We start from the raw sequence: 12,811 nt of genomic DNA, 5'->3' as shown, positions 1-12,811 counted from the left end.
ATCGATCCGGCGGCCAGGGGGCACGCGGCTATGGCGGTCCGGGAGCCGTGCAGCACTATGAGCCCGTGGAGAAAGTACGACTTCTCGTCGTCGACGACGACCCGCCCATCGCCGATCTCGTCGCGACCGTCGCCCGCTACGAGGGCTGGGAGGCGGTCACGGCGTACACCGGTGAGGACGCGCTGCAGCGGGCCGCCGAGTTCCACCCGGACATCGTGGTGCTGGACCTGATGCTGCCCGGCGTGGACGGTTTCGGCGTCCTGGACCGGCTGCGCGCCTCCGGCACGATGGTGCCGGTGGTGTTCCTCACCGCGCGCGACGGCGTCGCCGACCGGGTCGCCGGCCTCACCCGCGGTGGCGACGACTACCTGGTCAAGCCGTTCGCCGTGGAGGAGCTGATGGCTCGGCTGCGGACCGTGCTGCGGCGCAGCGCCGGACCCGCCTTCCAGCGGTCCGTGCTCCGGGTCGGCGACCTCACGATGGACGAGGACACCCGTCAGGTGCGGCGCGGCGCGCGGCTGCTGTCGCTGACCCCGACCGAGTACGAGGTGCTGCGCTACCTCCTGCGCAAGTCGCCCACCGTGCTCACCAAGGCGCAGATCCTCGACCACGTGTGGGAGTACGGCTTCGGTGGCCGCTCCAACGTCGTCGAGCTGGTCGTCAGCCGGCTGCGCCGCAAGCTCGACGAGACCGACGAGGGCGGCGCGCCCCTGATCCACACCGTGCGCGGCTTCGGGTACGTGCTGCGGCAGGCCGCCGAGTGATCGCCCGGCTGCGCCGGGCCTACCGCCGCATGCGGCTGGGCACCCGGCTGGCCCTCGGCCTCGGCGCCCTGTCCCTGGTCGTGTTCGCCGTCGTCGGCACGGCCCTGACCACCTCCATGCGGGACTACCTGTCGGCCCAGCTCGACACCCAGCTCGCGCAGGCCCAGATCGCCCAGTCCAAGAGCATCGCGGACTACGGCACCCTCTCGGGCAAGAAGTACTACAGCTGGTTCTACGCCGTGTACGACGTCTCGGACGGCACGCCCGAGCTCCGCAGGCCCGAGGACCCGGCCGATCTGCCGAAGGACGTCGACGACTTCACCTCCCTGGCCCGGGCGCAGACCGCGGCGCACACCGAACTCCTGCGCACCGAGCACCTCCGGGGCGCCGGCTCCTACCGGCTGCGCGCCTGCCAGGTCGAGCCCGGCGTGGTCCTGGTCAGTGCCGCGCCCCTGGAGGACATCGAGGACACGGTCGGTCAGCTGATCACCCTTCAGGTCGTCACCTTCGCCCTCGCGCTGCTCGCCCTGGTCGTGTTCGGCCGGCGGATGCTGCGCCGCGGTCTGAAGCCGCTCAGCGACATGGCGTCCACCGCGCACGGCATCGCCTCGCACGACCTGACCGAGTCGGCGGCCCGGCTGCCGCTGCGCGCCGACGGCCGGGACGGCGGGCCCGAGGTGGACGAACTGCGCACCGCCTTCAACACGATGCTGGAGCACATCGACGACTCCCTGGCCGTGCGCGCCGAGGCCGAGCAGCGGCTGCGCCGCTTCGTCGCCGACGCCTCGCACGAGCTGCGCACCCCGCTGATGTCGGTGCGCGGTTACGCCGACCTCTTCCAGTACGCCGCCGCCAACGCCCCGGGGGAACGCGACCGGCACCTGGCCCGGCTGCGCGCCGAGGCCGCCCGGATGGGCATCCTCCTGGACGACCTGCTGCTGCTCGCCCGGCTGGACGCCGCGGAGGTGGAGGCGCCGCTGCGGTTGCAGGACGCCGACCTGGTGGAGCTCGTGGGCCAGGCCGCGGACGCCTTCCGCGCGGGCCGCCCGGACCATCCGCTGACGGTCCTCGCGGGTCCGGGGCCGGTGCTGCTGCCGATGGACCCGCTGCGCATCCGGCAGGTCGTCGACAACCTCCTGACCAACGCCGCGGTGCACACCCCGGCGGGCACCAGGGTGTCGGTGGAGGTGGCCGTCGCGCCCGGCGCCGCCGAGGTGCGGGTCGCCGACACCGGGCCGGGCATCCCGCCCGACGACCGGGCCCGGGTCTTCGACCGCTTCTACCGCGTCGACAAGGCCCGCAGCCGCGACCGCGGCGGCAGCGGGCTCGGTCTCGCGGTCGCTCACTCGCTGGTGCGCGCCCACGGCGGCCGCATCGAGCTGACCAGCACGCCGGGGACAACGGTGTTCACCGTGCGCCTGCCCGTGAAGGACGTACGCCCTGCGGGCCGGTGACAGGCGCCCTCTAGACTTCGACCGGAAACAGCCCGTACGACCATGGCCAACGCTTCCGCCAACCCGAAGGGCTCCGGCGCCTTGATACGGATCGAATCAGTCACCAAGCGCTATCCGGACGGCACGGTGGCTGTCGACCGGTTGTCCCTGGAGATACCCGACCGCTCGATCACCGTCCTCGTCGGCCCCTCGGGCTGCGGCAAGACGACCACCCTGCGGATGATCAACAGGATGGTCGAACCGAGCGAGGGCACGATCCTCCTCGACGGCGAGGACATCCAGCGCCGCCCCGTCACCACCCTGCGCCGGTCCATGGGCTACGTCATCCAGAACGCCGGCCTCTTCCAGCACCGCACGATCCTCGACAACATCGCCACCGTGCCCCGCGTGCTCGGCTGGGGCAAGCAGAAGGCCCGGGCCCGGGCCGCCGAGCTGATGGAGCGGGTGGGCCTCGACGCCGCGCTCGCCAAGCGGTACCCGTACCAGCTCTCCGGCGGCCAGCAGCAGCGCGTCGGCGTGGCCCGGGCGCTCGCCGCCGACCCGCCCGTGCTGCTCATGGACGAGCCGTTCTCCGCGGTCGACCCGGTGGTGCGCAAGGGACTCCAGGACGAACTGCTGCGCATTCAGGACGAGTTGGGCAAGACCATCGTCTTCGTCACCCACGACATCGACGAGGCGATCAAACTCGGCACGATGGTCGCCGTGATGCGCGAGGGCGGTCACCTCGCCCAGTACGCGCCCCCGGCCGAGCTGCTGTCCAACCCCGCCGACGCCTTCGTCGAGGACTTCCTCGGAGCCGACCGCGGCATCCGGCGGCTGTCGTTCTTCCCCTCCGCCGAACTCCCGCTGACCACCGGCCCGGTGATCGGTGTGGACGCCACCGCCGAGCAGATCACCGCCCCGGGCGCCGCCTGGCTCCTGGTCACCGACGGCGAGGGAAGGCCCCTCGGCTGGGCCGAGCCGGACGACCTGACGGCGGGTGCCATCGACCCCGCCCGGCTCCTGCCGCACGGCCGGCCCTTCGTCCCCGGCACCGACTCCCTGCGGGCCGCCCTCGACTGCGCCGTGCTCTCCCCGTCCGGCTGGGCCGTCGCCGTGGACGACGCGGGCCGGGTGACCGGCGTAGTCGCGCAGCAGACCATCGGCGAGGCCATCCGCAGCGCCCACGCCGCCGGCCACGCCGAGGTGGCCGAGGTCGCGTCGTGAACGGCTTCTTCGACATCCCGAGCGACCTCCAGCACAGCTACGCCGGCCTGATCGGACTGCATCTGCGCGAGGCCCTGCTGCCCGTCCTGGCCGGACTGCTGCTCGCCCTGCCGCTCGCCCAGCTCTGTGTCCGCTTCCGCTGGCTGTACCCGCCGGTGCTCGGCGCGACCACCATCCTCTACGCCGTCCCCTCGCTGGCCTTCTTCGTGGTCCTCATCGACTACACCGGCCAGACCGAGCTGACCGTGATGATCCCGCTGGCCGTGTACAGCCTCGTGGTGCTCGTCCCGGCCATCGTCGACGGGGTGCGGTCCGTGCCGCAGGAGACCCTGGCCGCGGCCACCGCCATGGGGTTCGGACCCGTACGGCGTTACGTGCAGGTGCAGTTGCCGATCGCCGTGCCGGCCATCATCGCCGGGCTCAGGGTCGCCACCGTCTCCAGCATCTCCCTGGTCAGCGTCGGCACGCTCATCGGCAACCAGGGCGCCCTCGGCAACCTGCTCGCCGACGCGCAGAAGTACGACCGGCCCGAGCTGGCCGTGAACTCCGTGATCACGACGGCCGTCCTGGCCATCCTGTGCGACGCCCTGCTGGTGCTGCTCCGCGTCGTGCTGACCCCGTGGATGCCCAACGGCACCCGCCGGCGCCCGAAGCCGAGCACACGGCAGCAGCTGCCCGCCCCCCAGGACGTGACCCGGTGAACGTACTGAACTTCGTCAACGCCTTCTTCAGCGACAGCGCCCACTGGCACGGCTACGACGGCATCCCGCAACGCCTGCTCGAACACGTCCAGTACTCGGCCCTGGCCCTGGCCCTCGCCGCCGCGATCGGGCTGCCCGTCGGCCTGCTGACCGGGCACACCGGGCGGGGCGGCAACGCCCTCGCGTTCATCGCCACCGCCGCCCGCGCGCTGCCCAGTTTCGGTCTGCTGGTGCTGATCGTCATCATGATGGGCTTCGGCCTGCTGCCCGTGATGATCCCCCTGGTCGTCCTCGCCGTGCCGCCGATCCTGGTGACCACTTATGAAGCGGTTCGCACCGTCGACCCGTCCCCGGTGGACGCCGCGCGCGGCATGGGCATGCACGAGTCGCGGATCCTCTTCCAGGTCGAACTGCCGGTCGCCCTGCCGCTGATCCTGAGCGGACTGCGCTCGGCGGCCATCCAGATCGTGTCGACGGCCACCATCGCCGCGTACGTCAGCCTGGGCGGCCTCGGCCGCTACATCGTCGACGGGCTCTACCAGCGCGACTACGAGAAGGTCGTCGGCGGCGCCACCCTGGTGGCCGTCCTGGCCCTCGTCACGCTCGCGCTGTTCTGGGCGGCGGGCCGGGTGGCCGTGTCGCCGGGGGTGCGCAGACGCTGAGACCGCGCTGACGCCGAGACCCGGCGCCGGGTCTGTAACAAACCGTGACCAGGGCGCTCTTGACTGATCACAAAGCGGCTGGATTGGATCGTCGAATGACTTTCACCGCGAAGAGCAGCAGGTCCAGGACGAGGCACACCAGCGCGGCGGCCGTCGCGCTCACCGCCGCTGCGGCGCTGCTCGCGGGCTGTTCGTCCGGCGACTCCTCCGACAACCCCCTGGAAGGCGAGAAGGCGAAGGCCGGCACCGTCGTGGTCGGCTCCAACAACTTCGCCGAGAGCACCCTGCTCGCCGACATCTACGGCGAGGCACTCAAGGCCAAGGGCCTCAAGGTCTCGTACAAGCACAACATAGGCAGCCGTGAGACGACGTACGGGCTGATGAAGAACGGCTCCGTCACCGTGCTGCCCGAGTACAACGGCTCGCTGCTGGCCTACCTGGACCCGAAGGCCGAGCAGAAGTCCGCCGAGGCGGTGAACGAGGCCGTCAAGGCCAAGCTGGACAAGAAGCTGACCCTGCTCCAGTCGTCTCCGGCCGAGGACAAGGACTCGGTCAGCGTCAACGCCGAGACCGCGAAGAAGTACAAGCTCACCTCCTCCTCCACCCTCGCCGACCTCAAGGAGGCCGCCCCGGACCTGGTGATCGGCGGTTCCCCCGAGTTCCAGACCCGGCAGCAGGGCCTCAAGGGCCTGAAGAGCGTGTACGGCCTGGAGTTCAAGTCCTTCAAGGCGCTCGACGCGGGCGGCCCGCTGACCCAGGCGGCGCTGACCAGGAACACCGTCCAGGCCGCGGACATCTTCACCACGGACCCGACCATCGTGAAGGAGAAGTTCGTCGTCCTGAAGGACCCGGAGAACCTCTTCGGGTTCGCCAACGTGACGCCGCTGGTCAACAAGAGCGGCCTCCCGCAGAAGGGCGTCGACGCACTCGACGCCGTCTCCGCCAAGCTGGACACCAAGACGCTCCTGGAGCTCGACGCGCAGGTGCAGCTGGAGAAGAAGGACCCGCTGGACGTGGCGACGGCGTGGCTGAAGTCGGCGGGCCTGAACTGACCGTCGGCTGACCACCGGACCCGGGCGGCGACAACCGCCCGGTCCCGGCACTCCCGGCGGCCGGCCCCTACGGCTGCACCGCCGACGCGATGAGCTGGTCGAGCAGGGCGATCAGCACGTCCCGGCACGACTCCCGGTTCCGGGCGTCGCACAGCACCACCCGCACGTGCTCCGGCACCGCGAGCGCCTCCCTGATGTCCTCCGGCGGATACGGGTGTTCGCCGTGGAAGCCGTTGACCCCGACGACGAACGGGATCTTCCGGCGCTCGAAGAAGTCGATCGCCGCGAAGCTGGACTTTGGCCGGCGGACGTCGACCAGGACCACCGCGCCGAGCGCGCCGAGCGCCAGGTCGTTCCACATGAACCAGAACCGCTGCTGCCCCGGCGTGCCGAACAGGTACAGCACCAGCTCCCGGCTGATGGTGATCCGGCCGAAGTCCAGGGCCACGGTGGTGGCCCGCTTCTCCTCGATGCCGTCCAGGTCGTCGACGCCCAGACCGGCCATGGTCAGGGGCTCCTCGGTGCGCAGCGGGACGATCTCGCTCACCGACCCGACCATGGTGGTCTTGCCGACGCCGAAGCCCCCGGCGATGAGGATCTTGACCGTGTCGGGTGCCGAAGACGCGTCGGTGGCAAGGTCAGAGCCGGCCAAGGCCGTCCCTCACTTTCTGCAGCAGGTCCAGGTCCGGAGTGGTACGGGAGACGGGGCGCGGCGGGCGGACGGTGATGCGGCCCGCCTCCAGCAGGTCGCACAGCAGGATGACGACCACGCTCACCGGCAGGTCGAGCCGGGCGGCCAGCTCCGCCACGGCGACCGGCTCCGCGCAGAGCCGGAGGATCCGGGAGTGCTCGGGCTGGCACCGGGCCACCGTGACGGGCGGCGGATCGACCGCCGTGACCGTCGAGATGAGCGTGAAGTCGGCGCGGCTGGGCCGGGTCCGCCCCCCGGTCAGAGCGAACGGCCGGACGAGCCGCCCCGCCGGATCACCTACTTCCACCTCACACGCCGGGATCGACGACGGGGCCGGCCGTGCCCCGCGGTGCCGCGCTGAGGTGCTCGCCGATCTTCTTCACCAGCATGTTCATCTGGTACGCCACCACCCCGACGTCCGCGCCCGGCCCGGTCAGCACGACCAGATGCGCACCGGGACCGGCGGAGGTCAGGATCAGATAGCTGTTGGCCATCTCGATGAGCGCCTGGCGCACCGGACCACCCCGGAAGTCCATGCTGACGCCCTTGCTGAGGCTCATCAGCCCGGACGCGGTCGCCGCGAGCCGCTCGGCGTCGTCGCGCAGGAATCCGGTGGACTTGCTGACCACCAGGCCGTCCTCGGAGAGCACCACGGCCTGGTTCACGTCGGCGACGCGCTCCACGAGGCCGGTCAGCAACTGGTCGAGCTGGGTGTGCGTGGCAGGGATGGGGCGTGTCATGGGGGTGTCCTTCGTCAGCGGTCGGCGGGCGGAGTCGAGGGGACGGGGCCGGCGGCCTGCCGGGGTACCGCGGCCGCCTCCTCGTCGTGGGGCGGCTCGGCGTCGTCGTCACGGGCCCGGAGCGTGCCGCGCTGGAAGCCGGCCAGGGAGGACGCGGCGGCTTCCGCGGTGAAGTCGTCGAGGGAGCCGTCGTCCTCGACCGGCGCGGACTCCTCGCGCAATTCCTCCACCAGGCTGGTCTGCGGCACCCGGCGCGGGAGCGGGGCGAGACCGTCCCGGCGGGGGACGACCTCGCGCGGGGCGGACGGTACGGCGGCGGAGGTGCGGGCCGTGACGAGGGGCCAGGGCTCGCGGGCGGACCCGGCGGCGCGTGCGGCTTCCCCTTCGGTTCCCCCGTCCGTTCCCCCTCCGGTCGTCCCCCGGGCGTCGGCACGCTGCGGCGACCCGTTCGGCTCGGACTCCGGCGCACCCCGTCCGTCCACCGCCGCCAGCCCGTCCTCAGGGGTGTCGCCGTCCTTCGCCCCGCCGTCCCCGCTCTCCCGCACCACGATCTCGTGCGGCATCAGCACGATGGCCGTGGTCCCGCCGTACGGCGAGGAGCGCAGGGTGACGGCGATGCCGTGCCGGTGGGCCAGCTGGGCGATCACGAACATGCCGAGGCGCAGGTCGTCGGCGAGCGCCACCACGTCGAACTGCGGGGGCACCGCCAGCTGTTCGTTGAAGGACGTGTAGTCCTCCTCCGACATGCCGAGGCCGCGGTCCTCGACCTCGACGGCCAGGCCCTTGGCCACCATCCCGGCCCGTACCGTGACGGGGCTCGGAGCGGGGGAGTACGCGGTCGCGTTGTCGATGAGCTCGGCCAGCAGGTGGATGACGTCGGCGACCGCGGGCGGCGCGACGCACACCTCCTCCTCGGTGAGCACCTCCACCCGCTGGTACTCGGCGACCTCCCCGACCGCGCTGCGCAGGATGTCCATGAGGGCGACCGGCTCGGTCCAGCTGCGGCCGGGCCGTTCGCCGCTGACGATCACGAGGTTCTCCTCGTAGCGGCGCAACTGGCTGGCCGTGGAGTCCAGTTCGTACAGGCCCTTGAGGATGTCGGGGTCGGTGTGCTCGCGCTCCAGCGTGTCGAGCTTGCTCAGCTGGAGGTTGACCAGGTTCTGGCTCTGCCGGGCTATGCCCAGGATGATCTTCTGGAAGCCGCGGCGGGTGTCGGCGAGTTCGACCGCGGTGTGCACGGCCGTGCGCTGAGCGGTGTTGAACGCCCGGGCCACCTGGCCGAGTTCGTCATGGCCGTAGTCCAGCTCGGGCGTCGCCGACTCCGGGTCGACCGTCTCGCCCCGGTCCAGCCGTGCCACCACGTCGGGCAGCCGCTCCTGCGCGAGGCTGACGGCGGCCCGGCGCAGGCCGCGCAGCCGCCGGGACAGCGAGCGGGTGATGCGCCACGACATGCCGACGCACAGCAGCAGCGCGAGCAGCCCGCCGGTGCTCAGCAGCGCCGCCTTGAGCAGCAGGGCGTCGGCCTTCTCGGCACTGCGCTCCAGCAGCCCCGCCGTCTGCCGCTCGATGAGGCTCGCGTACTGGTCGGACAGTGTGTCCATGGCGGCGGACCACCGCTTTTGCGCGTCCGGCAGGGCGATCCGGTCGGCGGAGGCGGTCGCGTTGCGGGACGCCAGCACCTGGTCCTCGACGGACTGCAGCGTCTGCCACTCGCGGCTCGCCAGGATCTGCTCGGTCTGCGCCTTGGCGTCGCCCGTCAGCTGCGGCACGACCTGGTCCTGGACCAGCCAGCGCCGGGTGTTGACCAGCTCCGTGAACCGCGTCCACGCCTTGTCGTCCAGGTGCCCGGTCGGCCAGGCCAGTGTCAGCTGCGCGTCCTCCCGGGAGACCAGCTCCGCCGCGTGCTCGAGGCCGATCAGCGGACCGGCCTGCGAGGTGAGGTCGCCGTCGTCGACCTGGGACAGCTCCTGGAAGGCGTGGATCTGGTCGTCGATGATCGACGAGTACTGGTCCAGCGCCTGCTGGGGGGTGATGTCGGTCGGGTTGTCCACCTGGTCCCGGTAGTACTCCAGGCTGCCCACCGAGCCCAGCACCGAGTACAGCCGGTCGGATATGCGCGAGGGCGCCTTCTCGATCGCGTCGGCCTGCCCGACCAGCTTGGCGACCGCCTTGTCGGTCTGAGCGCGCTGCGTGTCGAGGGCGGCCCGCGAGCCCTTCGGTGTGGCCAGCCAGGCGGCCGACAGGCTGCGCTCCCGCTGCAGTGCCAGCGTCGCTTCGGTGCCCATGGCACCGGTCGACCGGCTGAGGTCCGTCTGGTCGCGCAGCCGGAGGCCCTCCGAGAACATCTGGATCGTCGTCACGCCCCAGATGGCGGCGAGGGTGACGCTGGGCACGAGGGCCAGGAGCACCAGGGAGAGGCGGATGGAACCGAGACGGCGCCGGGCACCTGTCCGTCGAGACATCGTCGTCCTAGGGCGATCAGCGGGGGGTGGTGCCGTCCCTGGCACGGCACATGGGATGGGCAGGATGTTATCCGTACAAGTGGACGTGCGCGCCGGGCCTGACCGAATCTTTGGCGACACCGTCACAGGAAGGGTCCGGTCACCGGGTTCCGGCGGCCGCGAACCGCGCCACGGCGGACACGTTCGACCTCGTCACGAAGGCGGGTCCGGTGAGCACCGGGGCCGTTCCGCCGCCGCTGACGTTGCCGTTGGTCCGGTACAGCCACAGGGCGTCCACCGCGAGGTAGCCCTGCAGATAGGGCTGCTGGTCCACGGCGAACCGCACATCGCCGTTCTTGACCGCTTTCACCAGGTCCTTGTTCAGGTCGAAGGTGGCGACCTTCGACCGGCTGCCGGACTGCCGCACGGCCTCGACGGCACTGAGCCCGTACTGGGCGCCCAGGGTGACGACCTCGTCGATGCTCGAGTCCTGCCTCAGCCGGGCGGCGATCGTGGCGGTCACCGCTTTCATGTCACTGCCGTCCACGTACAGGTTGTCGGTGTCGCCCCGGAAGGTCTTGCGCACACCGGCGCAACGGGCCTCCAGCGCGACGTTGCCCCGCTCGTGCACCACGCACAGGGCGTGCTTGGCCCCCAGGTCGTCCAGCTTGTCGCCGACGGCCCGGCCCGCGACGGACTCGTCCTGGCCGAAGTACTCCAGGAGCCCGGTCGGACGCCAGGCGTCGATACCGGAGTTGAGTCCGACGACGGGAATGCCGGCCGCCTTGGCCTGGGCGACCGGACCGCGCATCGCCGCCGGCTTGGCCAGGGTCACCGCGATGCCGTCGGCCCTGTCGCGGACGGCGTCACGCACCAGATCGGCCTGCGCGGCCGGGTCCGCGTCACCGACGTACGTCAGGTCGACGCCGTCCTTGGCCGCCGCGGCCTCGGCGCCCCTGCGCACCAGGTCCCAGAAGGCGTCGCCCTCGCCGCCGTGCGTCACCAGGGTGACCCTCATGCCGTCGCCCGATCCGCCCGCTCCGTCCGCTGCGTCGCCGGTCGCGCCGAGGGCGGAGCAGCCTGACACCAGCAGGCACAGGGCGGAGGCCAGGGCCGCGACACGAAGGCGTCTGACGGAGGTGTGCGGCGGGGGAGGAGTGTTCATGAGGGGCGGACCTCGCTGTGCGGCCGAGCAAGAGCAGGGTGAGAGTGCAGGCGGGGCCGCAGGTGCACCGGACGCATGACTCTCGCTGGCCCGGAGCCAACCGTGTGTGACCACTGGTCGTCAAGTGAGCAGCCACATGCCGTGAGTTGACGCTGCCGCATCGTGATGATCTGTCCGGCCGGTCGAACGACCGGCGGCCGCGGATACTCTCACCTCGGCTTTCCATACCGTCCGTGCGGTTCGGTCACCCGTACGGACCGGCCTGAGGAGAAGGAATCGCTTGCCGGCGGGCGAGTGGCGCGACCCGTTCAGCCAGGGCCGCGCCAGGGGGTCGAGGATCACTGACCCGATTCAGGCGGTCCGGCCGGCCTCCCGCTCCAGGGGCCGCGCCACGGCCTTCGCGGCCCTGGCCTCCTTCCGGCGACGCCTGCGGCTGACACGGGGTTCCTGGTCCGGGAGCCAGCCGAAGGCGAGGCAGCTGCCGACCACGCCCAGGAGCAGGCCGATGAAGAAGCCGCCCAGGTTGGAGGTCAGCCAGGTGCCCAGGGAGACCAGCACCCCGATGACCGAGTAGAACAGGCGCTGGGCGGGGTTGACGAGGATCAGCACGCCGCACAGCAGCATCACCACCGGCAGCAGGTAGCCGGCCAGGCCCTGCATGCCGACGTGCAGGATGACGTCCAGCGACGCCTTCAGTGTGAGCAGGACCTCCGCCCCGCCGAGGGCGAGCAGCAGCCCGCCCCAGAACGGACGGCCGGCCCGCCACCGTCGGAAGGCGAGCCGGACCCCCTCGCGCGGACCCCGCGGCATCAGCAACCCGACCCGCTGAAGCCCAGCTTCAGACCGGGCAGCTTGAACACACCCGCGGTCGTGGCGTAGTTGGTCTGCCGCAGGTTGGCGATGTGCACGGTGTCGGACTGCTGGCTGAACACACCCTTGGGCCCGCGGCCGTTGGGCCCGGCCTTGTCGAGCGTGCTGGCGTCGTTGCCGATCTCGATGTTGTTGAAGGCGGCGTCGCCGGTCAGCTCGGTCGAGTCGGTCGTCAGGTCGCTGGCACGGACCTTCTGCGACCCCTCACCCGCCCTGATGACCAGGTTGGTGCCGCCCAGGTCGACGCTCTGGCACAGCTTGGAGAGCGTCGCGTTCTTGATCACGGACGTGACGACCAGCACCTGACCGCCGGTGTCACCCGCGTTGGGGCTGCCCTCGGCCATCTCGTCCAGGCCGCCGAACTGTGCGAAGCCGGTGCCGTCCAGCTCGGTCGCGGTGACCGTGAACGGCATGCCGGAGATGGCGAACTGCACCCCCAGCGCCCCTTGGGCGGTGAGGACCGCGAGGCCCGCGGCGGCCAGGGTGGCCGGCACCGCCATCACCGCGGCCCGGCGCGCCCGGACCCGCCCGCGTCGCGCGGGAGCGGCACTGGCGTCCGGGGCGGCGGCGCCGTCCGGTCTTTCGGGGGTGTGCTCGGCGGAGGAGGTCATGTCTGCTCCAGGTACGGGTGGGTGCGGATCGGACGTCGGTGGCACGTTGCCCTGGCGCGGACATCGACCGCGTGCGTACGTCTCCCGCAACTCCCGTCGGTTGCAAGGGCTTTCTCGTTACGCCGCAGTGGCCATCGGTGAAGTTACCGGCGGTTACATGAAGGGTCAAGGGAAGTGTGAACAAAGGGTGTTCCTTGTGTGCCGCCGGTGAGCCGCCCCCCTCCCGAAAGACTCAGCTCGCTGACAACTCCCTTGCAACGCCTTGACGTTGACGGAGGCGCAGGTCTACAACTCTCCTCGTCCCACCGGATCCGTGGCGCCGGATCCGCCACGCGGCACGTCCCCGTGTCCCGGACCCGCCCGTCCCGGTACGGGCATCTCGTCACCCGGTGCGTCCGCACGGGCTTTCCACGCCCGAGTCCCCCCGCCACGGCATGGCCGCCTTCCCCGGAGC

General features: G+C 71.4%; 13 protein-coding genes. 6 read left to right on the top strand and 7 right to left on the bottom strand.

Annotated features, from left to right (window positions below):
* Nucleotides 1-65: 65 nt before the first annotated feature.
* From K4G64_RS19495 to K4G64_RS19470, 6 genes are all read left to right on the top strand, one after another.
* Entirely contained in the window at nucleotides 66-764 is a 699-nt protein-coding gene (locus K4G64_RS19495) for a response regulator transcription factor (RefSeq protein WP_221757298.1), read from the top strand.
* The gene (locus K4G64_RS19490) at nucleotides 761-2,218 is read left to right on the top strand and encodes a cell wall metabolism sensor histidine kinase WalK (RefSeq protein ID WP_221757297.1); all 1,458 of its coding nucleotides are present in this window, start codon (nucleotides 761-763) and stop codon (nucleotides 2,216-2,218) included. The genes K4G64_RS19495 and K4G64_RS19490 overlap by 4 nt, the downstream gene beginning before the upstream one ends.
* Before the next feature lie 81 nt (nucleotides 2,219-2,299).
* Nucleotides 2,300-3,424 (top strand): ABC transporter ATP-binding protein, encoded by a 1,125-nt coding sequence (locus K4G64_RS19485; RefSeq protein WP_221757318.1) that lies wholly within the window; start codon nucleotides 2,300-2,302, stop codon nucleotides 3,422-3,424.
* The gene (locus tag K4G64_RS19480; protein ID WP_031110369.1) at nucleotides 3,421-4,125 is read left to right on the top strand and encodes an ABC transporter permease; all 705 of its coding nucleotides are present in this window, start codon (nucleotides 3,421-3,423) and stop codon (nucleotides 4,123-4,125) included. Before K4G64_RS19485 ends, K4G64_RS19480 begins: the two co-directional genes overlap by 4 nt.
* Entirely contained in the window at nucleotides 4,122-4,787 is a 666-nt protein-coding gene (locus K4G64_RS19475) for an ABC transporter permease (RefSeq protein ID WP_221757296.1), read from the top strand. Before K4G64_RS19480 ends, K4G64_RS19475 begins: the two co-directional genes overlap by 4 nt.
* A gap of 95 nt (nucleotides 4,788-4,882) precedes the next feature.
* The gene (locus K4G64_RS19470) at nucleotides 4,883-5,839 is read left to right on the top strand and encodes an ABC transporter substrate-binding protein (protein WP_221757295.1); all 957 of its coding nucleotides are present in this window, start codon (nucleotides 4,883-4,885) and stop codon (nucleotides 5,837-5,839) included.
* Nucleotides 5,840-5,906: 67 nt separating this feature from the next.
* Here the strand turns inward: K4G64_RS19470 and K4G64_RS19465 are convergent, their stop codons facing one another.
* The 7 genes from K4G64_RS19465 to K4G64_RS19435 all read right to left on the bottom strand — a co-directional run bounded on the left by K4G64_RS19465 (nucleotide 5,907) and on the right by K4G64_RS19435 (nucleotide 12,357).
* Entirely contained in the window at nucleotides 5,907-6,491 is a 585-nt protein-coding gene (locus K4G64_RS19465; RefSeq protein ID WP_221757294.1) for an ATP/GTP-binding protein, read from the bottom strand.
* The gene (locus K4G64_RS19460; RefSeq protein WP_221757293.1) at nucleotides 6,478-6,837 is read right to left on the bottom strand and encodes a DUF742 domain-containing protein; all 360 of its coding nucleotides are present in this window, start codon (nucleotides 6,835-6,837) and stop codon (nucleotides 6,478-6,480) included. The genes K4G64_RS19465 and K4G64_RS19460 overlap by 14 nt, the downstream gene beginning before the upstream one ends.
* 1 nt (nucleotide 6,838) lies before the next feature.
* Complete coding sequence (locus K4G64_RS19455) at nucleotides 6,839-7,270, bottom strand: roadblock/LC7 domain-containing protein (protein ID WP_030838918.1); 432 nt, start codon at nucleotides 7,268-7,270, stop codon at nucleotides 6,839-6,841.
* A gap of 14 nt (nucleotides 7,271-7,284) precedes the next feature.
* Entirely contained in the window at nucleotides 7,285-9,732 is a 2,448-nt protein-coding gene (locus K4G64_RS19450; protein WP_221757292.1) for a nitrate- and nitrite sensing domain-containing protein, read from the bottom strand.
* A gap of 139 nt (nucleotides 9,733-9,871) precedes the next feature.
* A complete protein-coding gene (locus tag K4G64_RS19445) occupies nucleotides 9,872-10,876 on the bottom strand; it encodes a substrate-binding domain-containing protein (RefSeq protein WP_221757291.1) in 1,005 nt (334 codons plus the stop codon).
* 351 nt (nucleotides 10,877-11,227) lie between these two features.
* The gene (locus K4G64_RS19440) at nucleotides 11,228-11,686 is read right to left on the bottom strand and encodes a DUF6114 domain-containing protein (protein ID WP_221757290.1); all 459 of its coding nucleotides are present in this window, start codon (nucleotides 11,684-11,686) and stop codon (nucleotides 11,228-11,230) included.
* Nucleotides 11,686-12,357 (bottom strand): DUF6230 family protein, encoded by a 672-nt coding sequence (locus tag K4G64_RS19435; RefSeq protein ID WP_189590723.1) that lies wholly within the window; start codon nucleotides 12,355-12,357, stop codon nucleotides 11,686-11,688. Before K4G64_RS19435 ends, K4G64_RS19440 begins: the two co-directional genes overlap by 1 nt.
* Nucleotides 12,358-12,811: the final 454 nt, after the last annotated feature.

Source organism: Streptomyces sp. WAC04114 (assembly GCF_019733245.1).
Lineage (GTDB): Bacteria > Actinomycetota > Actinomycetes > Streptomycetales > Streptomycetaceae > Streptomyces > Streptomyces massasporeus_A.
The sequence above is the reverse complement of the archived record's forward strand: the minus strand, read 5'-3'. Positions and strand labels throughout refer to the sequence as shown.